Genomic DNA, 21,737 nt, shown 5'->3' on the forward strand with positions numbered 1-21,737 from the left:
ACTAAATACTTGATACTAAGTACACAAAAGCTTATTCAAAAGTTAGAACAGATTATTCTATAAAACTTATCTTCTCCCGATGAATCGGGATAGAATGTAGCACCTTGTTAGCACAGGTTGCTAAGACATCTTTGGGTCTAATCCCTCCGCCTTTCTTTATAAGCGATACAAAAATGCAACAATGCAACATCAATTCCAAAAATATAAGGCTGATTGCCAAATATTATTATAAAATTTAGACAGATGTTGATGTTGTTCGGTATAATATTTCGGGATAATTGTTATTCCAGCTAAAAAGGAATCTTAAAATGATTTCAGATTTACTCTATTATATGGCTACGACTTTTCGAATCAATTATACGTGCGTCATTGCCAGCTCGACTGGCAACCTTAAAGCGATAGCTGTTTAAATAGACTTATTGTTTACGATTCCCGTTTGCACGGGAATGACGAAAATACTGTTGAATGGGGTAATGGATTGCTATGCCTCAGTGAGAAATCTAGTGTTGAATTTCCTAACAAAAAAACTAAACACCAAACAACTAAACAACTAAATTCAAATAATCCTGATAGGCTAATTTCAATCCTTCTTCGAGTTCGATTTTATGTTTCCAGCCTAAATTATGAAGCTTGCTTACATCCATTAATTTACGTGGCGTACCATCAGGTTTCGAGCTGTCGAATGTTAACTCGCCTTCAAAGCCTACAACGTTTTTAATCAGTAATGCCAAATCTTTAATGGTCAAGTCTTCGCCAGTACCTATATTTATTAAATTTGGTTCATTGTAGTTTTGCATCAAGAAATAACAGGCATCGGCAAGATCATCTGCAAAAAGAAACTCACGCATAGGCATTCCAGAACCCCAAATAGTTACCGTACTTGCATTGCTTTTTTTCGCTTCGTCAAACTTTCTAATTAAAGCAGGCAATACGTGCGAATTTTGAGGGTGGTAATTATCGTTATAGCCATATAAATTTGTTGGCATAACAGAAATGAAGTTACATCCATATTGTGCTCTATAAGCGTCGCACATTTTAATGCCGGCAATTTTTGCAATGGCATAAGGTTCATTAGTTTCTTCTAACAATCCTGTTAAAAGATAATCTTCTTTTAACGGTTGGGGAGCAAGCTTAGGGTAAATACAACTTGAGCCTAGAAACATCAACTTTGTTACGCCGTTAAGGTAAGATTGATGAATGACATTGTTTTGAATAGCCAAATTTTCGTATAGAAAATCTGCCCTGTAAGTATTATTTGCAATGATGCCACCCACTTTGGCCGCTGCTAAAAAAACATATTCCGGTTTTTCTTTGCTAAAAAATAAAGCAACTGCTTGTTGATCTCTTAAATCTAGTTCGGCAGAAGTTTTTACTACAATGTTGTTGTAGCCCTCTTTTTCCAATTTGCGATAAATAGCGGATCCAACCATGCCTCTATGGCCGGCAACATATATTTTTGCGTTCTTTTCCAACGTAATAAAATTTTAAATTCTTCCCTTTGGCCGGCTAATCTAAGATGCCATTGTTTTAGTTGTTCTGCTTACCGCTAATTTTTTAACTGCATTAATTAAAGCATTAGTGTCGTACTGGCACAAAGCCCAAAGTTCTGCTTGCTCGCCGTGTTCGATAAAATTGTCTGGAATACCCAAGCGAACTACATTAGCTTGATAATTATGGTCGGCCATAAATTCTAAAATAGCACTACCCATACCACCTTGCAAACAACCATCTTCAATGGTAATTATATTTTTATATCTGGTAAAAACCTCATGAAGCATGTTTGCGTCAAGTGGTTTTACAAACCTTAAATCGTAATGTGCTGGATTAATTCCTTCTGTATTTAATTCCTTACAAGCTTCTACGGCAAAATTGCCTACATGGCCAATGCTTAAAATAGCTACATCTTCTCCATCAGCAATTTTGCGACCTTTACCAATTTCCAATGCTTTGAAAGGACGTTTCCAATCTGGCATAACGCCGTTTCCTCTCGGGTAGCGGATGGTGAAAGGGCCAACATTTTCTTGTTGGGCAGTATACATTAGGTTACGTAGCTCTTCTTCGTTCATAGGCGATGCAACAACCATGTTTGGTATGCAGCGCATGTAAGCAATATCATAAGCGCCATGATGCGTAGCACCATCAGCACCTGCTAAACCTGCTCTATCTAAACAAAAAACTACGTTTAAGTTTTGTATCGCCACATCGTGGATAACTTGGTCGAATGCTCTTTGCATAAAGCTCGAGTAGATGTTGCAGAAAGGGACTAAGCCTTGTGTTGCTAAACCTGCCGAGAAAGTTACCGCGTGTTGCTCGGCAATGCCCACGTCGAATGCTCTTTCGGGCATGGCCTTCATCATAATGTTTAATGAACAACCAGAAGGCATAGCCGGCGTAATGCCTACAATTTTTTTATTTGCTTCGGCCAGTTCTACCATTGTATGCCCAAAAACATCTTGGTATTTTGGTGGCTGAGGTTTATCAATAACCGATTTTTTGATTTCGCCGGTAATTTTATCGAACAAACCCGGTGCATGCCATTTGGTTTGGTCTTTTTCTGCTAGAGCGAAGCCCTTTCCTTTAACCGTTACACAGTGCAAAAGCTTAGGGCCGGGAATATCTTTTAGGTCTTTTATTACAGATGCTAATCGCTTTACGTCGTGGCCATCAACTGGGCCAAAATACCTAAAGTTTAGCGACTCGAAAAGGTTGCTTTGCTTAAGCAAAGTGCCTTTAATGCTTTTTTCTATTTTCTTAACGTATTTATGTGCATTTGGACCGAGCTCAGAAAGCTTGGTTAATACATGCGATACATCATCACGGAAGCGATTATACGATTTTGAAGTAGTAATGCTGGTTAAATATTCTTTAAGCGCACCCACATTTGGATCGATAGACATGCAATTGTCATTCAAAATCACCAATAGGTTTGAATTTTCTATACCAGCATGATTTAAGCCTTCGAAAGCTAAGCCCGCGGTCATAGCTCCATCGCCAATTACGGCAACATGTTGTCTATCTGTTTCTCCTTTGTAATGGGATGCAACGGCCATGCCCAGTGCTGCCGAAATAGAAGTAGAAGAGTGGCCAACACCAAAAGTATCGTACTCGCTTTCGCTTATTTTCGGGAAACCACTAATTCCATTAATTATTCGGTTGGTATGGAATTGGCTTCTGCGACCTGTAAGTATTTTATGGCCGTAAGCTTGGTGGCCTACATCCCAAACCAGCTTGTCGTAAGGTGTGTTTAACGCGTAATGTAAAGCTACGGTAAGTTCTACCACACCTAAACTAGCGCCAAAGTGCCCGCCATTTACGCTCACCACATCAATAATGTACTGACGAAGTTCTTGGCAAATTTGCTCTAAATCTTGTTCTGTATATTGCTTTAAATCAACAGGATAATTGATATTTGCTAATAAAGGCCCGGTTTTAAATTCCATGCATTATTTAAAAAGTACAAATTACGGTATTTTGTTTAATACTTTTACCATATAATCATTCCAAATTTAACATAGCAGAGCTTAAATGACAAGTTTAGTAGATATACGCGTAAACAAATGAAATTTACGTAATTTCTGATTTAATGGAGCTACAATACCTTTTTATAATATTATTTTGCAAACTCGCTATTAGAAATAAATAGTTATTTTTACCGAAAAAACATTCCATAATGAAACGAGATAATATAATTTTCGACTTAATTGATAAAGAGTTAGATAGACAAGAACACGGTTTAGAGCTTATTGCTTCAGAAAATTTTGTAAGCAAGCAAGTAATGGAAGCTGCAGGTTCTGTATTAACTAACAAGTATGCAGAAGGCTTACCAGGTAAACGCTATTATGGTGGTTGCCAAGTTGTTGATGATATTGAAAACATTGCTATCGAAAGAGCTAAAGAATTATTTGGTGCTGCTTGGGTAAACGTTCAGCCACATTCTGGCGCACAGGCAAACGCTGCGGTTATGCTAGCAGTAATTCAGCCAGGTGATAAAATTTTAGGTTTCGATCTATCACATGGTGGTCACTTAACGCATGGTTCTCCAGTTAATTTTTCTGGTAAATTATATCAACCTCATTTTTATGGAGTTAAAAAAGAAGACGGTTTAATAGATTACGCTAAGCTTGAAGAAGTGGCATTGGCAGAAAAACCAAAATTAATTATTTGCGGTGCTTCGGCTTACTCTCGCGAGTGGGACTATGCTTTTATTCGTAAAGTAGCAGATAAAGTTGGTGCTTTATTATTGGCAGATATTTCTCACCCGGCAGGGTTTATTGCAAAAGGCTTATTAACAAACCCGCTTCCACATTGCCATATCGTTACTACAACTACGCACAAAACCTTACGTGGTCCACGAGGTGGAATGATAATGATGGGCCAGGATTTCGAAAACCCATGGGGATTGAAAACTCCAAAAGGAGAAATTAGAATGATGTCTGCTTTGTTGGATATGGCTGTTTTTCCGGGTACGCAAGGTGGTCCGTTAGAGCATATTATCGCAGCTAAAGCAATCGCTTTTGGTGAGGCTTTAACTGATGACTATTTAACCTATATTAAACAAGTTGGTGCCAATGCCCAAGCTATGGCAAAAGCTTTTGTAGCTAAAGGATACGGGATTATTTCTGGCGGTACAGATAACCACTTAATGCTTATCGACCTAAGAAATAAAAACATTACGGGCAAGTTAGCTGAAAATGCGCTAGAAAAAGCAGATATCACTGTAAACAAAAACATGGTGCCATTTGATGATAAATCGCCATTTGTAACTTCTGGTATGCGTGTAGGTACTGCAGCAATTACTTCTAGAGGTTTTAAGGAAACTGAAATGCAACAGATTGTAGATTTAATAGACGAGGTACTTTCTAACCCAGAAGACGAAAATAATTTACAAGCTGTAAAAGGAAAAGTACAAGCTTTGGTTAGCAATTTCCCACTTTATAAATAATATTCTAAATATGAGTCAGCCCAGTATTTCTCCCGAAATAGAAGAGCAGCGTTTAAAGGCGTTGTATTCTTTTGATATTTTGGGAGAAGGGCTTGAACAAGAATTACTAAACTTAGTAAAACTTGCAGCGCAATTTGCCGGTGCGCCAATTGCATATGTAGCTTTGGTAGATAGAGACGAAGTTGTGCTTAAATCTACCGTAGGGTTAAACGTTAATGTTCAGATCCGTTTGCCCAGAAATGGCGATGTGATTTGCCAGCATGCCATGTGGGGTGATGATATTTTCGTGGTAGAAGATACTCAGCAAAATGCCGAATTGGCGCAAAATCCCATCGTGGTAAACGAGCCATATATTCGCTTTTACGTAAGCGTTCCGCTTAAAGACAATCAGGGTTTACCATTGGGGTGTTTATGCGTTGCGGATACTGTTCCCAGAACATTAAAAGATAATGAACATGCAGGCTTGCAAACCATTGCAACGCAAGTTATCACGCAATTAAAACTGCAGCGTAAAAACAAACAATTACTCGAGCAAACAAAAAAGTTTAACGAGTTTGTCGATATTTTTACTGTATCTCCAGAAATACATTGCATTTTAGATCGCAGTGGCGCCATACTTTTTATTAACGATGCCGTAACCGCACTTTTAGGTTATTCTGCCAGCGAGGTAACAGGCCATGTTATGTGGCATTATTGCTATCGCGATGATATAGAAAAGACTATTTACGTGATTGAGCGGGGCCTCAAAAATGGAGATAAGGAATTTAGTACAGATTTTAGACTGGTTAGCAAAGCCGGCCAAGTGCTGTGGATTAGCTGGAACATGGTTGCTAAAGATGATAAATGGTATTGCTACGGCAGAGATATTAGCGAGCGTAAAAAAGTTGAAAACGAGTTAACACAGTTGTCTTTCGTAGCAAGCAAGGTTAACAATGGCGTAGTTATAAACGATGGAAGTAATAACGTTACTTGGGTAAATGACGCATTTGAAAAAATTACTGGATTTAACCTAGAGGATTTAAAGGGTAAGCAACTAGGCGATTTAATAAGCGGGCCAAAAACCGATTGGAAAAAGATAGAAAATGCTAGATCATTAACACAACAAAAACAATCCTTCACAGTTGATATTTTAGCGTATAAAAAAGATCGAACCCCAATTTGGTTATCTATATATAATACCGTTGTGTTGGATGATGAAGGAAAGGTGGAGACCGAAGTTGAAATCATCATCGATATAACAGCAAAAAAGAAGGCAGAAGAAGAGGTAGAAATCTTATCACTTGTAGCTAGCAAAACCAATACTGGTGTTGCCATAGCAAATGCGCAAGGCGAAATTACTTGGGTAAACGCCGCTTTAGAAAATTTAGTTGGATTTTCTTTAGCCGAACTGAAGGGCAAGATGCTTGGCGATGTCCTATCAACCAAAGATACCGACAGAAATGTAATCCTGTTGGCACGCGAAAAGGCAGTTGCTAAAGAATCGTACCATATAGAAGTGCAAGCGCATAAGAAGAACGGAGAAGCTATTTGGCTTTCTGTTGCAAATACTCCTATTTTAAATGAAATGGGAGATTTAGAGCGACAAGTGGAATTGATAACAGACATTACACAACGCAAGCAAGTAGAGCGTGAAATGGTAGAGTCTAGAGAACAAGCTTTACAACTAAGCGAAGCCAAAGAAATGTTTCTCTCGGTAATGAGTCACGAAATTCGTACGCCTTTAAATGCGGTTATCGGCATGTCACATCTGCTTTTAGAAAACGATCCGAAGCCTTCGCAGGTTGATGATTTGAATATTCTAAAGTTCTCTGGCGAAAATCTATTACATATTATAAATGATATTTTAGATTTTACAAAGATTGAAACGGGCAATTTGCAATTGGAAACCATTCCGTTCGATTTGCATACGCTTTGCGTAGATATTGTAAACTCTTTGCAGGTTACCGCAACAAAACGTAGCAATAGTCTTAACCTTATATTCGATGATCACATCTCCAGCCGTCTACTTGGAGATAAAACAAGATTGTACCAGGTTTTGGTTAATTTGTTAAGCAATGCGCTTAAGTTTACCGATAATGGCAGGGTAGAACTTATTGTTAAGTTAAAGCGTATAAATGAAGAGGAAGCCGTAATCGGTTTTGAAATTATGGACACCGGTATCGGCATACCTAAAGATAAGCAGACTTATATTTTCGAAACCTTTACCCAAGCCAAAACAGATATTTCTAGAAAATATGGCGGAACAGGTTTAGGTTTAGCGATCACTAAAAAATTATTAAAACTCTACAATTCTGAAATTACCGTTGAGAGTACCGAAGGTAAAGGCACAGTTTTCTCTTTTGATATAAACTTTAGTAGACTATCTGGTAATTATGTAGAAGAAAAACCGGCGCCACTAATTAGTATTTATAATGATAAAAAGGTTTTGGTGGTTGATGATAACGAAGTTAACATCCTTATCGCAAAGCGATTTTTAAGTAAATGGGGCTTGGAAATTGAATTTGCGTCTTCTGGAGAAGAAGCAATTAACAAAATTGTATCCAATAAATACGACTTGGTTTTTATGGACATCAGAATGCCTGGTATGGATGGCTTTGATACCACTAGAATTATAAGGGATTTGAAGGATGATTATTACAAGCAATTGCCCATAATCGCTTTAACAGCATCAACGTTACATAACGAAAATAGCAAGTTTGCAGAATGTGGTATGAATGGCCATGTTTTAAAGCCGTTTAATCCCGAAGAAATAAAAGCAGTATTGGCTACTTACCTAAAAAAGTAAAGGGCCGATACTTCATAAGAAATATCGACCCTTACCATCTAAATTAACGCTCTCGATATAATAAACGAAAGCAAATGCTTTTTGGTTTTTAAAAAATCAACTTTTTTTATTTATTCTCGTAACAGCCTAATTCATAAGGAAATATTCTGTTCTTTCCGCTTAAATCTTTTTTTAGTATTTCGTTAAAGTATAAGTTTGAGGATAGATCTAGGCCTTTATTCTGTGCTGCGCTAGCTTTGTTTAAGTTAAAGTTAAATTTCGAGGGCTCTACAAACAGCGGATCAGTGTTTATAATATTTCCACCAGCGTTATAGTTGGTTGATAAGGTTTTAAGCAGATTATGTTTAATGCTACTGCTGATTGTGGTCAAGGTATTTTTTTTCTCTATAACAAATTCGTCATTTAGTTGGCCCCAAATTAAGTTGTTGGTTAGCTCTATGGCTAAATTTCCAGCTTGCGTGTTGCTTATGTAGTCAGAAAAGTAAACGGCAGGTGTCTTTCTTACATAATCGATATTATATCCTGCAAAGGTGTTTTGTTTCAAGTCATATTTTCCTCCGCCAACACCGTAAAGCAAATACTGTCCGCAGTTGTAAAATAGATTATTAAAAGCTGTTAGTTCGGTTTGGTAGCCTAAAAACCCTACCACTTGCATGTTTTTAATAATGCTGTTGCTCAGCAGTAATTTAGGGTTTTTGGTGGCCGACAAAGAATCTACTGTAATGCCTGCTACTGCATTTTTTATGATTGCATAGTTTATGTTGGAGTTTTTGCTTTCAGGATAAAAGTGCAAACCATTCCATTGCCCGCTTTCGTTTTCGTACATTTTTTCCAATCTATCACTGGTAAATACAATGCTGTCTTTTTTGCTACCATTAGCTATAAGCGTACCTTTTATGGCCATTGTAGAATTACCGTGGAAAAGTATTTTAGTGCCTGGATTAAGTGTTAATTGCGCATCTTTGGCAACAGTTACAGATTTATATATAATGTAAGGCAATTTGCTATCCCAAATGGTATTTTCTTTAATTGTGTTGCCGTTAACGAAAACCGCGTTTTGCCCGTATGCCACCAATGGGATGCTTTGTTTTTTTCCGTTGTAATAAAAAAGGATCGAATCCTGAACTATAAATGGCAAATTTTGGCTGGTTGGGTTGATATTTACCTTTACAAAAAGGTTGATGGAATCTGTACCGTTAATTTTTAGGTTTGCTGTTTCTGTAGAAGCTAGTCCGTTAATATTTAAGCTAAAAGCAGAAGCGGAGCCGCCTGCCAAGCGCACATTATTAATATTAATTGCTTTTTCGTTTGTATTGTAAATTTGTAGGCGCCTACTTGTAGATCCGATAGAGGTAAACACGGTATCGAAAAGAACGCTGTCTTTTGAGAAATTTAACACTGCATTTGCATCCACAGTTATCTCTTCATCTTTGCCACAAGAGGACAAAAATGCAGCTATAATGAAACTGAAGAATAGTAGTGTTTTACGCATATTTATTCTGCAAAGGCAATGGCCGCTATACTTAATTTTTTTACTCCTATTTCTATTAACGTATTTCCGCAAGCTTCTAGTGTTGCCCCGGTTGTTATCACGTCATCTACTAACAAAACATGTTTGTTGGCAAGTTCTTCTTTTTTGTTAACACGAAAAACCTCCTGCATGTTTTCGAAACGTGTATATCTCGATTTTTTAGTTTGGCTCTCGGTTATTTTGGTTCTAACTAAATGTGTGGTGCTAATTTCTGCAGCCAAAACTTCGGCAATGCCTTTAGCAATAAATTCGCTCTGGTTATAACCTCTAATTTTTTCCTTAGCAGGATGAAGTGGAACCGGAATAATAAAATCTATTTCTTTATACGCTTCGCTTGATTTTAATTTCTCGCCCAGCAAATTACCCAATTTAACACCAACTTCCGTTTTGCCTTTGTACTTTAGCGCATGCATTAGGTTTTGTACTTTGGTTCCCTTTTTAAAATAAAGCATTGCCGTTGCAGCATCTACAGGCAATCTCCCCCAAAGTTGTTTGGCTACTCTATTTTCACGATGTCGATGGTAGTCTGTATAGGGTAAATCGTACAAACATTTTGTGCAAATCTCTTTTTCACCGTAATACAAATGCATGCCGCAAGCATTGCAAAGCTCAGGGAAGAGCAATCCTATAATGTCTGTGGCTAAACGTTTTACGGCAATCATAACTCAATCTAGCAAAAAAAAATAGAAGTAAAAAATTCATCCTGATAGTTGGGCCCCTACTAATAGGCGAAATCACTTGTATCGAATAAGTTTTAAACGGAAGCGGATATGTAGTTCATCTAAACGGATATAGATTTTCTCATGAGGACAAATGCTAATCGGCTTAAATTAGTATCTCACTTAAATTAAAATATTATGAAAAATTTAAAAATGTTAGCAAAAAACGTTTCCGTATTGTCTAAAACCGAGATGAATGGCGTTAAGGGAGGTTTGAAATGGACCAATGACAGAAGTTGTAATGTGATCGATAGGAGAGGTGAATATGGACAGTTGTATGTGCATTTAAATCGCTTAAGAGATAGAACCGCACGAGAGTGTTTAAACGGTTATATTCCTGGTGATTTTGTATTACCAGGTAGGTAAAAAAAGCCTAGTATGAGAAATTTGCTGGCTAAATATAGTTTAGCGAGAATCTATGCGGTCGTTAAAAATTTAACGGCCGTATTTTAAAGCAATTTAAGCAGTTTCCTTAACCGCCAACTGTCCGCAGGCGGCATCGATATCTTTACCTCTACTTCTTCTAATATTAGTGTTAATACCTTGCGACTTTAGGTAATTCGCAAATTTGTCAATTTTATCGCCTTCGGCATTAATAAAATCGGCAAACTGGATAGGGTTGTACTCAATCAAATTAACTTTGCACGGTACGTGTTTACAGAACTTTGCCAAATCCATTGCATCTTCAATCTCATCGTTAAAATTGTTAAAAACAATGTACTCGTAGGTAACCGGATTTTTAGTTTTTTGAAAATAGTATTTCAAGGCTTCAGCCAGAGCCTTTAGGGAATTATGCTCGGTAATTGGCATAATTTCGTGGCGTTTCACATCGTTCGCTGCATGTAATGAAAGTGCAAGATTAAACTTTACACCGTCATCACCAAGCTTTTTAATCATTTTAGCAATACCAGCAGTAGAAACAGTTATACGTTTGTACGACATGTTTAAACCATCTGGTGCAGTAATTCTTTCAATTGATTTTAAAACATTGGCATAATTAAGCAAAGGTTCGCCCATGCCCATGTAAACAATGTTTGTTAAAGGGATATTGTAATTCTTTTTAGCCTGTTGATCTATCAAAACAACTTGGTCGTAAATTTCATCGGCATTTAAATTACGCTTACGATCCATGTAGCCAGTTGCGCAGAATTTGCAAGTTAAACTGCAACCAACCTGCGAGCTTACGCAAGCAGTCATTCTTTCTTCCGTTGGAATAAGTACACCTTCTACAATGTTCCCATCGTACAAACGAAAGGCGTTTTTTATCGTATGATCATTGCTAAACTGTGCATTGTTAATTTCAACAGCGTTGATGGTATAGTTTTCGGCTAATTTTTTACGAAGATCTTTTGATAAATTGCTCATCTGCTCAAAATCTCTGGCAGATTTTTCCCAAAGCCACTGGTATACTTGTTTTGCTCGATATGCAGGTTCTTGCATTTCGGTAAAATGTTTTTGCAACTGAGGCAAATCCAAAGAACGTATATCTGTTTTTTTAGTATTTATCATATTGATGCAAAGGTAATTAATTTGTGCTACAGCTTCAAAGTCTAAAAAGTTCGGTATCCAAAAACGTTGAACTTTTTACTTATAACTTACAACTTAAAAATTATTTCCTTTTAGGGCTACGGGTTTTTGCTGCGGGTGCACCTGATTTTCCGTTCGATGGACGAGTAGGTCTTTTGCTTGGTCCGTTAGATTTAAACCAGTCGCCACTTGCGCTTGCGCCACTACCAGAACTTTTGCCGGCGCCGGTTTTAGCTTTTGGTGCTTCTTTTTTAAATTTAGCTTTAGCAAAACGTTGTGCAGGTTTTTCGTCGCTTGCAGATGCCTTTTTTACAATTTGCCTCGGTGTAACTGGTTTCTCCGACTTGGATTTTGCCACCATCTTTGCAATTTCCGCCTGCTCCTCTTCGTTAAGTTCTCTCCAATCGCCAACTGGTAAACCTTTTAAAGTAATGTTCATGATGCGGGTACGCTCCAACTTAGTTACTTCAAATCCAAAGTACTCGCACATTCTGCGGATCTGACGGTTTAGGCCTTGAATTAAGGTGATTTTGAAAACAAAATTACTTTCCTTTACCACCTTGCATTTTTTGGTCATTACGCCTAAAACCGGCACGCCCTTGCTCATGCCTTGAACAAATTGATCGGTAATTGGCTTATTTACGGTAACTATATATTCCTTTTCGTGGTTATTTCCGGCACGTAGAATTTTATTTACTAAATCGCCATCATTAGTTAAAAAGATTAAACCTTGAGAATCCTTGTCTAATCTCCCGATAGGGAATACGCGTTCGCTGTAATTTACATGATCTACAATGTTACCTTTAACATTACTTTCTGTGGTGCTGGTAATGCCTACAGGTTTGTTGTAAGCCAGCAGTACAACATTCTCTGCCTGTTTCGGCTCAATGTTATTGCCATTTACGCTTACCAAATCGCCAAAAAATACTTTGTCGCCTACTTTAGCTTTACGTCCGTTAATAAAAACCTGACCGAGTTCTATGAACCTGTCGGCCGCTCTTCTAGAGCATAAACCGCTTTCGCTAATGTATTTGTTTAATCTTGTTGTAGACTCGGTCATTGCAGAATTGTAAATTGAGATGCAAAGTTAACCAATTAATACAAACAAAAGGGCGCACAGGGCTGTATTATATTAATCGATTAACAAAAAGCGTTAGCTTATTAATGGCATCCATCTCTCAACATCGTTTTTTACAGGCAACAAAAGGCAAAATTATACTTGGATTTTTGCTTGCCTTTCTTGTGCTTTTAATGGTTTGGGGATTAAATCAAGTTGCTTTTAAAAAGATTTTAACTACTGTTGATGATATCTCTGCACCTAATGATAGACTAAGAACGGTAACAAATCTTACTCATCAGTTGGCAAGTTTAGATCAAACCCAAAAAGATCTTGCGTTAAAAAAACCAGGTAATTTATCCAACTTCTACAAGGAGTCTAAAAAAATTAAACTAGGGCTTGATACACTTAAAAATTTATACAGCAACGATTCCTCGCAACTAAAAAGACTGCAATCTATCCAAAACTTGTTAGGGGTTAGGGATAAACAATTTGTAGAGTATCTAAAAGTTAGAGAAGGGCTCGTTAACAATAAATCGTTTTCTGAGCAAGTAGATAAGCTTAATGAGATGGTAGGGAGCAGGCTCAGAAATGCAGATAGTGCCGTTTTAACTACCAAGACAACAACTTCAACTACCACTGTGGCACCAGAGGACGAGGAGAAATCGAGAGGCTTTTTTAATAGGCTTTTTGGTAAAAAGAAGTCGGAGGTTTACAAAATCATTAACGAGGAGCTCGAAATAAAACGTGATACCTTGCAAGGTGCAAGCGAGGATAGTATCATCAGAAGTATGGAAGGCTCCTTGCAAAACATCGCGATAGAGCAACAAGTAAAAAGCCAACGGTTTATAAAAAGAGAGGCTGTTTTGGCTGAGGCAAATACGAAGCTTACGCAGCAAATGCTTAACATTTTAAAAGAAGTAGAGAGCGAAGTAGTTGAGCAAATTAGCCAAAATGGAACCGAAGCAAAGGCACTCGTAAATCAAGAGATTAAACAGATTGGCTATATATTAATTGCATTTTTTGTATTTACGGGCGTGTTGCTTTATTTTATATTAACGGATATTTCTCGAAGTAACACCTACAGAAGGGAACTAGAACTAGCCAAAGATGAGGCTGAATATCATGGTAAGGCCAAACAGCGTTTTTTATCTAATATGAGCCATGAAATTAGAACGCCTTTGCAATCTATTTTAGGTTACGCAGAAGTTGTAAAGCAACAGGAAAATGCCAATAAAAAAGATTTGGATGCCATTTATCAATCTTCTGTACACTTGTTGCAAATTGTAAACGAGGTTTTAGATTACAACCGAATTGTTTCTGGCGAATTATCATTAGAGGTTACCCGTTTTAATATCAGAAAATTATTAGAAGAGGTTTTTGATGCGATGCATCCGCTTGCGGAGAAAAAAGGTTTGCTACTGGTTAAAGATTTCGATCTCGAAAACCTAAGCTACATTGAAGGCGATGCTTTCAGGCTAAAGCAAGTGTTATTTAATTTAATTGGCAATGCGGTTAAATTTACACTTAAGGGCGAAGTGGTTTTTTCTGTTTCGTGTAAACAACAAGGCGATGATTTATATTTCAACTTTGTAATTAAAGATACCGGAATTGGCTTTTCTGAAGATAATATTGAGAAAATTTTTAACGAATTTGAGCAGGTAGATTTCCCTGAGAAAAACCAGATAAACCAAACCGGAAGTGGTTTAGGATTGAGCATTGTGAAATCGCTTATTGAAAGCCAAGGTGGAAGAATTAATGTAAGTAGCAAAGAGGGAGTGGGCACTACATTTACTTTCCACTTAAAATATAAAATTGCCGAAAACCTAGAAACTGAATTGGATACAAAAACCGTAGCTGAGATAAACAACGAAGGAAAGGTTTGGGTAATTGATGATGATAGATTGATTTTAGATTTGTGCGGAATGATTTTTACTAGTCAGGCTATAAATTACCAAGCTTTTGGCAATGCTGACGAAGTTTTGGCGATGCCGATTGATACAGATTTAAAATACGTATTAATCGATATGCGTTTACCTGGTATTTCTGGAGTAGAATTATGCCAGCAATTGAGAACTAAACTTCCAAAAGATGTAAAATTTTACGCCATTACTGCACAAGTATTGCCGGATGAACGAGAAGGAGTGTTGAAAGCTGGTTTTGACGGGTTAATTATGAAACCTTTTAGGGCTGAAGATTTACTGTCAATTTTCGATAGAAAGCCAATTTCTTCTACAAATGCTACGTTCGATCTTTCTGCATTGCATAAAATGACGGGCGGAAATGAAGAGCTAATGGCGAGGATTTTAAATAGATTTAAGACCGATTCGGCAAATGATATTTTTGAGTTAAAAGAAGCTTTAACCAAAGGTGATGATGCGAAAACAAGTTTGATTGTTCATCGCTTTGCGGGAAGAATTGGCCAAATTGGCGCAAAGGATTTGGGTTTGGCTTTTAGGCAAATGGAACAGAATATTGCCGATACGGATGCAATAACAGAAGCGCAAAAAGCCGAAATACAGTCGCTGATTATAAGGCTTGAAAAGCTGGTTGAAGATTTAGATCAGCAAAGTTACGCTATGCCGTAACGTTCCATTTTACTGTAAAGCGTCTTTCTATCTATATTTAATAATTTGGCGGCTTTAGATTTATTGTACTTTACTTTTATCAAGGTTTCCGTAATCAAAGTCTTTTCGTTTACTTCATTTATCGCTTTTAAGTCCGATTGATTGTTAGCCTGTGGCTGTTCAATGGCAAAAACCATTTCATCTGGCAAAGCTTCAATTTTAGCTTCTTCGGTTGGGCTAAGCAAAACCATGCGTTTTATCACATTGCCAAGTTCGCGTAAGTTGCCTGGCCAATCGTATTTTAATAAAATTGCTTTTGCATCTTTTGCAATGGTTTTTACATTTCTGTCTAACTCTTTATTGGCTTGTTGGGTAAAGTGGTTAATAAACAATTCCAAATCATTACCTCTTTCTCGCAAGGGCGGAAGTTGGATCTTAAATTCATTTACCCTGTGGTAAAGATCTTCTCTAAATTCACCGTCAGCTATGCTTTTGGTCAAATCGTCATTTGTAGCAGCAATAATTCTTACATCAACTTTAACCTGTTTTGTGCTGCCCAAAGGCTGAATAACTCTTTCTTGCAGTGCTCGGAGTAATTTAACTTGCACCTCGTAGCTTAAATTCCCAATCTCATCTAAAAAAAGTGTACCTCCGTTAGCAACTTCAAACTGACCTTTTTTATCGGCTAAAGCACCGGTAAATGCGCCTTTAACATGGCCAAATAATTCGCTTGCAGCTAAATCTTTTGACAATGCACCACAATCTATCGCAATAAAAGGCTTGTTTTTTCTTTTGCTTTGCAGGTGCAAAGTTCTAGCCGCATATTCTTTTCCCGTACCGCTTTCGCCTTGTATAATTACAGACATATCTGTTGGTGCAACCAAATCTATGTGGCTATAAAGTTTATCGGCAATTGCACTTTTGCCTTTAATAAAATCGGTTATTTCTCTGTCTTTAGAGCCATTAGGTGTTTGCTTCTTTTGCAGGGCATTGCTCACAATCATTAACAATTCGTCGGGGTTAACGGGTTTTGTTATATAATCAGATGCACCCATCTGCATAGATTTAACTGCAGTCCTCACGTCGTTAAAGCTAGTCATGATAACTACAGGCGCAGTTACACCGCTTGCTCTGGCTTGAGTTAAAATTTCCAAGCCATTTCCGTCTGGTAAACGGTAATCTGTTAACAGAAGATCAAAGTCTTCTTGTGCTAACATTTTTATGGCTTGTTTTACGTTAGTGGCAAACGCAGTTTCATGTTTGTTCTTCGTTAAAAAAACCTCCAGTAATTCTGCAAAAGTAGTATCGTCTTCAATAATTAGGATTTTGGCCATAAGCAAAAATAGCAAAAGCCAGAAATAAATCCGGCTTTTGCTATACTTATTGTTTTAATCGGGAATACTATTCTACTGGTTTTCCGTCTTTGTCAAATTTCAAAGAAGCAGTTTCTTCTTCTTTTTTAACATCTACTTGGAAATACTCTTTAGTTCCATCTTTTACAGCAAATGCTGCAGTTGGAGTCCATGCTTTATATGGGTCAGTTCCTAAAGTAGTTTTAATTGCGTCTGGCAATTCTTCTAATTTGATAGGAGTTTTTACTACACTATCTTGAACTGTTACAATTTCGATATTGTTATTTTTTACTTCACTAGCGTTTGCTGCTGTGAAACCTGCGAAAGCTAAAAATGCAGCTGATAAAATTAATTTTTTCATGTTCTTATAGTTTTATTATTTATAATTAATGTATTACGATTACCATAGGTTACATAATGGTGCCACAAATAAAAAATATTTTCAAATAACTGATAATTAACTATTTATAAATATTTTCAAACTTTTAAACTGTTGCTTTTCTCCACACTTTGTAGCTTATCTCTGCAATAGATTTAAATAAATTTCGTGTTTGTTGGCATAAGCGTTTAATTTGCACTATGCTCAATTACATTTCTGCCGATTGGATTTTTCCGGTAAATAGCCCAGCTATACAAAATGGGGTAATAGGTTTAACCGAAGAGGGTAAAATTGAAAAAATTTTTAGTGCATTAGAAGCAAAGGATTTAGCAAACGTTACCACTTACAAAGGCGCTTTAGTGCCGGGCTTTATCAATACGCATTGCCATTTGGAGCTCTCTCACTTAAAAGATAAAATTGAACAGCAAACAGGCTTGCCCGGTTTTATAAAACAAATTCTATCCTTAAGGCAACAGCCAGATGATGAAGTTTTAAGTGCAATGAAAATTGCCGACCAGCAGATGGCACAGAATGGTATTGTTGCCGTTGGCGATATTTCTAATCAGCTTATTTCTAAATCGGTTAAGCAAAATAGCAAAATTTATTACCACACTTTTGTAGAGGTATTTGGGTTTAATAGGCCATCTGCACCGATTATAGCGCAGGGCGAAAAACTGAAACAGGAGTTTTTGCCACTTAAAGCGTCAGTTGTGCCACATGCACCCTATTCTGTATCAGCCGAACTGTTTGGCGAAATAAATAAAATAACCAATGCTGAAGATATTTTGAGTATCCACAACCAGGAAACGGAATCAGAAAACGAATTATTTGAAGCAGGAACAGGTGCTTTTGCAGATTTCTTTTCAAGTTTAGGAATTGCGCAAAGCGATGCGCATAATACAAGGAAGAATTCTATTGCTTACCATTTGCCGCAAATGCCAAAAGCCGTTAATACATTGTTGGTACATAATACCTTTGTTAACAAAACTGATGTAGATTTCGCCACGAAAACGCATCAACAATTGTATTGGTGTTTATGTCCAAATGCCAACTTGTATATAGAAGGGACGTTGCCAGATGTAAATATGATGACTTCTAAAAATGTTAAAATAACTTTAGGTACCGATAGTTTAGCCAGTAATTTGGCTTTGGATATTTTGGCAGAGATGAAAACTTTGCAGGAGAGAAAGTTGATTGAATTTGAAGAGTTATTGAAATGGGCAACCTTAAATGGTGCCGAGTTTTTAAACATCACCGATAACTTTGGAAGTTTTGAAGTTGGCAAAAAACCTGGAGTTTTATTATTGAGTATAGCAGATGATAAAATTATTAAGCGGGATACAGTTGTAAAAAGATTATTTTAGCGATATGGCCAATTCAGTTACGCAACTTTTTAAAATCAAATACCCAATTATACAAGCCGGAATGATTTGGTGCAGTGGTTGGCGTTTGGCATCAGCAGTTTCTAATGCTGGTGGGTTGGGTATAATTGGTGCCGGGTCAATGTATCCAGCTGTTTTACGAGATCACATTAGAAAATGCAAACAAGCTACTTCGCTACCTTTTGCGGTAAACGTACCTTTGCTTTATCCAAATATTCAGGAAATTATGCATATACTGGTAGAGGAAGCGGTAGAAATCGTTTTTACCTCGGCTGGTAATCCGGCAACATGGACAGCTTTTTTAAAAGAAAAAGGAATAATCGTTGTGCATGTAATCGCTAATACAAAATTTGCTTTAAAAGCCGAGGCTTGTGGTGTTGATGCTATTGTTGCCGAAGGGTTTGAAGCGGGCGGACATAACGGAAGGGAAGAAACTACAACCTTGTGCTTGATTCCGATGATAAAAAAAGCGGTTAAAATTCCTGTTATTGCTGCGGGTGGCATAGGTAGCGGTAAAAGTATGTTGGCGGCTTTCGCCTTGGGTGCAGATGGCGTTCAGATAGGTTCTGCTTTTGCCGTTGCCGAAGAATCATCAGCTCATGTTAATTTTAAAGAAAGGATACTTTCTTCCGCCGAAGGCGATACAAAACTAAGGATGAAAAAATTGGTTCCTGTACGCTTACTAAAGAATGAGTTTGCAGATGAAGTTGCATTGGCTGAAGCACAGGGAGCCACTGCCGAAACTTTAGTTCAGCTTTTAGGCAGAGCCAGAGCAAAATTAGGCATGTTTGAAGGGGATATGGCGCAAGGTGAATTGGAAATTGGCCAAGTATCAGCTATGCTTAACGAAATTAAACCTGCCGCAAAAATTCTGCAAGATATTTTAAATGAGTTTTTACAGGAGAAAAGCAATTTAGAAAAGCTTTCGTTCTAGAATTAACTTAAATTTGTAGCAATTTAAAATTTGTAATTGGATGGTTTATAAAAGAATATTGGCTTTAGTTACGGTGATTTTGTTGGTGGTAGCCATAGTTTTGGTAAGAAAAAAGTCTAAACAAATGCCTTCAAGTAATACTACACAAGAAATTAAAAGATAAAATGCCCGAGGAAATAAAACACATAAATATTAGCGTAAAAGGTAAAGTGCAAGGTGTATTTTTTAGAGCAAGCACCAAGGCCGTTGCCGACCAAATGGGTGTTAAAGGCTTTGTTAAAAATTTGAAAGATGGCTCTGTGTACATAGAAGCTGAAGGAAAATCTAGCTTTTTAGATATGTTTGTAGATTGGTGCAACGAAGGGCCTGATAAATCGGTAGTAGAAAACGTTGAGGTAACCGAGGGGGAATTTAAAGATTTTAAGAATTTTGAAGTTGTAAAAAAGAACCTGCTTTGGTAAGCTTAATTTACCATTGTAGATTGACGAATTATGATTTGGCATTGAGCAGTCCCAATAGTCTAATACGAACATTGATTTTAGGAAATCTAAAATCCAAAATCTAAAACTAACTTGTCTGTATATAAAAAATTTCTAGGGCAAACGGCTATTTACGGTCTGAGTACAGTCTTTTCCAGGCTGTTTAACTTTATACTTACGCCAATATATACCAATGTTTACGCCAAAGAAACCTATGGTATTTTTACCAATATGTACGCTAATGCCTCCATTATAAATGCAGTTTTGGCGTTCGGTATGGAAAGTACCTATTTTAGGTATTTGAATAAATTCGAAAACAAAAAGCAAGAAGTTTATAACAACTCCTTTTTGTGCATTGCATTTATTTCTACGTTATTTCTAGTTACAGGTTTAATCTTTTCTACGCCCATTGCGCAATATTTAGCTACCGATATTGCCGATGTAGGTAACTATAAAATCTACGTTAGTTTTTTTCTTTGGATTTTATTTATCGACGCCATCTGTGTAATTCCTTTTGCAAAATTACGGGCCGACGAAAGACCAATTCAGTACAGCATAGCTAAATTTTTAAACATAGGCTGTTTTGTAGGTTTCAACCTTATTTTCTTGTTTGTTGTTCCGGCGTTTATTAAGCATAACTGGGTAGGTGCAGAGTGGATGGCATCTTGGTACAAAAGCCAATGGATTGGCTACGTATTCCTGTCCAATTTAATCGCCAGCCTTGCTACATTAATTTATCTGTTGCCAGAATTTTTCAAGCTTCAGCCTAAGTTTGATACTGCACTTTTTAAAAATATGTTTGCCTATAGCTGGCCTATTTTAGTAGCAAATTTATCTTTCATCGTTAACGAAAATCTAGATAAAATTGTATTGCAAAAACTTTTGCCTGCAGATATAGCAGATGGAGAAGTTGGTATTTATGGTGCGGTTTGTAAAATAGCAGTTTTTCTAAGCATATTTATTACTGCGTTTAGATTAGGTGCAGAACCCTTTTTCTTCAGTCATGCTAAGAGCGAAAATGCCAGAAATACTTACGCCACCATCTTAAAGTATTTCGTTATCGCACTGGCAGTTTTGTTTGTCGGCTTAATTGCAAACATCGAACTCTTAAAACATTTTATCCGTAAAGAAGAGTATTGGGTAGGCTTGCCAGCAGTGCCCTATTTATTGTTAGGTTACGTTTGTTTAGGAATTTATATGAATCTTTCCATCTGGTATCGCTTATCAGATCAAACTAGATTCGGATTATATATTTCATTAGCCGGAGCTATAATTACCATTGTATTAAATATAGTACTCATCCCTAAGTACAGTTATATGGGCTCTGCTTGGGTTAGCATGCTTGCTTATTTTGTGATGATGGTTTTATCTTATGTATTAGGGCAAAAATATTATCCAATTCCCTACAATTTGAAGAAGATTTCAGCGTATTTAGTATTATCAACTGTAATTGTATTTGTCTCGTTTTTTATATTTAATAGAAATATTTACATCGGCAATGCCCTATTAATTGCTTTTGTTGGTGGCATATGCTATTTCGAAAAAACAGAACTACTTAGAATTTTAAAAAAATCTTAATATCACAAAGTGAAGATCAACATTATAAATAACTCGGCTCATGCTTTGCCAGCATACGAAACTGCACACGCGGCAGGTATGGATTTAAGGGCAAACACCACAGATTTAATTACGCTTAAACCTTTGCAACGTATGCTTATTCCAACAGGTTTACATATAGAGTTGCCAGTTGGTTACGAAGCGCAAATTAGGCCACGTAGCGGATTGGCATATAAACACGGAATTAGTATTGTAAATTCTCCGGGAACTATTGACGCTGATTATCGTGGAGAAATAAAAGTGCTTTTGGTAAATTTGTCAGACACTGATTTTGAGATAAACAACGGCGATAGAATTGCCCAAATGGTTGTTGCAAAACACGAAACTGTTGTTTGGGAAACTGTAGAAATATTGGGCGATACAGACCGTGGTGCGGGCGGATATGGCCATACAGGTAAATAGTTTTTTTATTAGTGCTATATTGGCTTTGTCAGTATAAGCTTAGGTTAAGGCTAAATCAGTTTAA

General features: G+C 37.0%; 17 protein-coding genes and 1 riboswitch. Of the genes, 9 read left to right on the top strand and 8 right to left on the bottom strand.

Features of this window, described 5'->3' with window-relative positions:
* Nucleotides 1-63: 63 nt before the first annotated feature.
* A riboswitch (SAM riboswitch) is annotated at nucleotides 64-165 on the bottom strand.
* A 377-nt stretch (nucleotides 166-542) separates the two neighbouring features.
* Complete coding sequence (fcl, locus tag DUT69_RS03515) at nucleotides 543-1,472, bottom strand: GDP-L-fucose synthase (RefSeq protein ID WP_113651742.1); 930 nt, start codon at nucleotides 1,470-1,472, stop codon at nucleotides 543-545.
* A 39-nt stretch (nucleotides 1,473-1,511) separates the two neighbouring features.
* On the bottom strand, nucleotides 1,512-3,440 hold the full coding sequence (dxs, locus tag DUT69_RS03520; protein ID WP_113651743.1) for a 1-deoxy-D-xylulose-5-phosphate synthase: 1,929 nt from the start codon (nucleotides 3,438-3,440) through the stop codon (nucleotides 1,512-1,514).
* A gap of 230 nt (nucleotides 3,441-3,670) precedes the next feature.
* Between dxs and glyA the strand changes: the two genes are divergently transcribed.
* Together glyA and DUT69_RS03530 are read left to right on the top strand one after the other, a co-directional pair.
* Nucleotides 3,671-4,942 (top strand): serine hydroxymethyltransferase, encoded by a 1,272-nt coding sequence (gene glyA, locus DUT69_RS03525; protein WP_113651744.1) that lies wholly within the window; start codon nucleotides 3,671-3,673, stop codon nucleotides 4,940-4,942.
* A gap of 10 nt (nucleotides 4,943-4,952) precedes the next feature.
* Nucleotides 4,953-7,727, top strand: a complete 2,775-nt coding sequence (locus DUT69_RS03530; protein ID WP_113651745.1) for a PAS domain S-box protein — start codon at nucleotides 4,953-4,955, stop codon at nucleotides 7,725-7,727.
* Nucleotides 7,728-7,833: 106 nt separating this feature from the next.
* Here the strand turns inward: DUT69_RS03530 and DUT69_RS03535 are convergent, their stop codons facing one another.
* Both DUT69_RS03535 and DUT69_RS03540 read right to left on the bottom strand, forming a co-directional pair.
* Nucleotides 7,834-9,219, bottom strand: a complete 1,386-nt coding sequence (locus DUT69_RS03535; protein WP_113651746.1) for a hypothetical protein — start codon at nucleotides 9,217-9,219, stop codon at nucleotides 7,834-7,836.
* A gap of 2 nt (nucleotides 9,220-9,221) precedes the next feature.
* On the bottom strand, nucleotides 9,222-9,920 hold the full coding sequence (locus tag DUT69_RS03540; RefSeq protein ID WP_113651747.1) for a ComF family protein: 699 nt from the start codon (nucleotides 9,918-9,920) through the stop codon (nucleotides 9,222-9,224).
* Nucleotides 9,921-10,130: 210 nt separating this feature from the next.
* Here DUT69_RS03540 and DUT69_RS03545 point away from each other — a divergent pair, with 210 nt between their 5' ends.
* Nucleotides 10,131-10,343, top strand: a complete 213-nt coding sequence (locus DUT69_RS03545; RefSeq protein ID WP_162796163.1) for a hypothetical protein — start codon at nucleotides 10,131-10,133, stop codon at nucleotides 10,341-10,343.
* 93 nt (nucleotides 10,344-10,436) lie between these two features.
* Here the strand turns inward: DUT69_RS03545 and rlmN are convergent, their stop codons facing one another.
* The gene (rlmN, locus tag DUT69_RS03550) at nucleotides 10,437-11,486 is read right to left on the bottom strand and encodes a 23S rRNA (adenine(2503)-C(2))-methyltransferase RlmN (protein WP_113651749.1); all 1,050 of its coding nucleotides are present in this window, start codon (nucleotides 11,484-11,486) and stop codon (nucleotides 10,437-10,439) included.
* Nucleotides 11,487-11,586: 100 nt separating this feature from the next.
* Nucleotides 11,587-12,564 carry a 23S rRNA pseudouridine(2604) synthase RluF gene (rluF, locus tag DUT69_RS03555; RefSeq protein WP_113651750.1) on the bottom strand — a complete coding sequence of 326 codons (978 nt, stop codon included), beginning with the start codon at nucleotides 12,562-12,564 and terminating at the stop codon, nucleotides 11,587-11,589.
* 104 nt (nucleotides 12,565-12,668) lie between these two features.
* On the opposite strand from rluF, the gene DUT69_RS03560 reads away from it, so the two are divergent.
* Nucleotides 12,669-15,149, top strand: a complete 2,481-nt coding sequence (locus DUT69_RS03560; protein ID WP_113651751.1) for an ATP-binding protein — start codon at nucleotides 12,669-12,671, stop codon at nucleotides 15,147-15,149.
* Here the strand turns inward: DUT69_RS03560 and DUT69_RS03565 are convergent.
* Entirely contained in the window at nucleotides 15,134-16,462 is a 1,329-nt protein-coding gene (locus tag DUT69_RS03565; protein WP_113651752.1) for a sigma-54-dependent transcriptional regulator, read from the bottom strand. The genes DUT69_RS03560 and DUT69_RS03565 overlap by 16 nt on opposite strands.
* Before the next feature lie 67 nt (nucleotides 16,463-16,529).
* A complete protein-coding gene (locus tag DUT69_RS03570) occupies nucleotides 16,530-16,841 on the bottom strand; it encodes a hypothetical protein (RefSeq protein ID WP_113651753.1) in 312 nt (103 codons plus the stop codon).
* A gap of 218 nt (nucleotides 16,842-17,059) precedes the next feature.
* Here DUT69_RS03570 and DUT69_RS03575 point away from each other — a divergent pair, with 218 nt between their 5' ends.
* The 5 genes from DUT69_RS03575 (at nucleotide 17,060) to dut (ending at nucleotide 21,673) form a co-directional block, all read left to right on the top strand.
* A complete protein-coding gene (locus tag DUT69_RS03575; RefSeq protein WP_113651754.1) occupies nucleotides 17,060-18,223 on the top strand; it encodes an amidohydrolase family protein in 1,164 nt (387 codons plus the stop codon).
* Between the two features lie 4 nt (nucleotides 18,224-18,227).
* Nucleotides 18,228-19,175: an NAD(P)H-dependent flavin oxidoreductase gene (locus DUT69_RS03580; protein ID WP_113651755.1), complete on the top strand. Its 948-nt coding sequence runs from the start codon at nucleotides 18,228-18,230 to the stop codon at nucleotides 19,173-19,175.
* Nucleotides 19,176-19,339: 164 nt separating this feature from the next.
* Nucleotides 19,340-19,636 carry an acylphosphatase gene (locus DUT69_RS03585; protein ID WP_394341230.1) on the top strand — a complete coding sequence of 99 codons (297 nt, stop codon included), beginning with the start codon at nucleotides 19,340-19,342 and terminating at the stop codon, nucleotides 19,634-19,636.
* A gap of 111 nt (nucleotides 19,637-19,747) precedes the next feature.
* Nucleotides 19,748-21,232, top strand: coding sequence for an oligosaccharide flippase family protein (locus tag DUT69_RS03590; protein ID WP_113651756.1), 1,485 nt, complete (start codon nucleotides 19,748-19,750; stop codon nucleotides 21,230-21,232).
* A gap of 9 nt (nucleotides 21,233-21,241) precedes the next feature.
* On the top strand, nucleotides 21,242-21,673 hold the full coding sequence (dut, locus tag DUT69_RS03595) for a dUTP diphosphatase (RefSeq protein WP_113651757.1): 432 nt from the start codon (nucleotides 21,242-21,244) through the stop codon (nucleotides 21,671-21,673).
* Nucleotides 21,674-21,737 lie beyond the last annotated feature (64 nt).

The organism is Pedobacter namyangjuensis (assembly GCF_003313325.1).
Taxonomy (GTDB): Bacteria; Bacteroidota; Bacteroidia; order Sphingobacteriales; family Sphingobacteriaceae; genus Pedobacter; species Pedobacter namyangjuensis.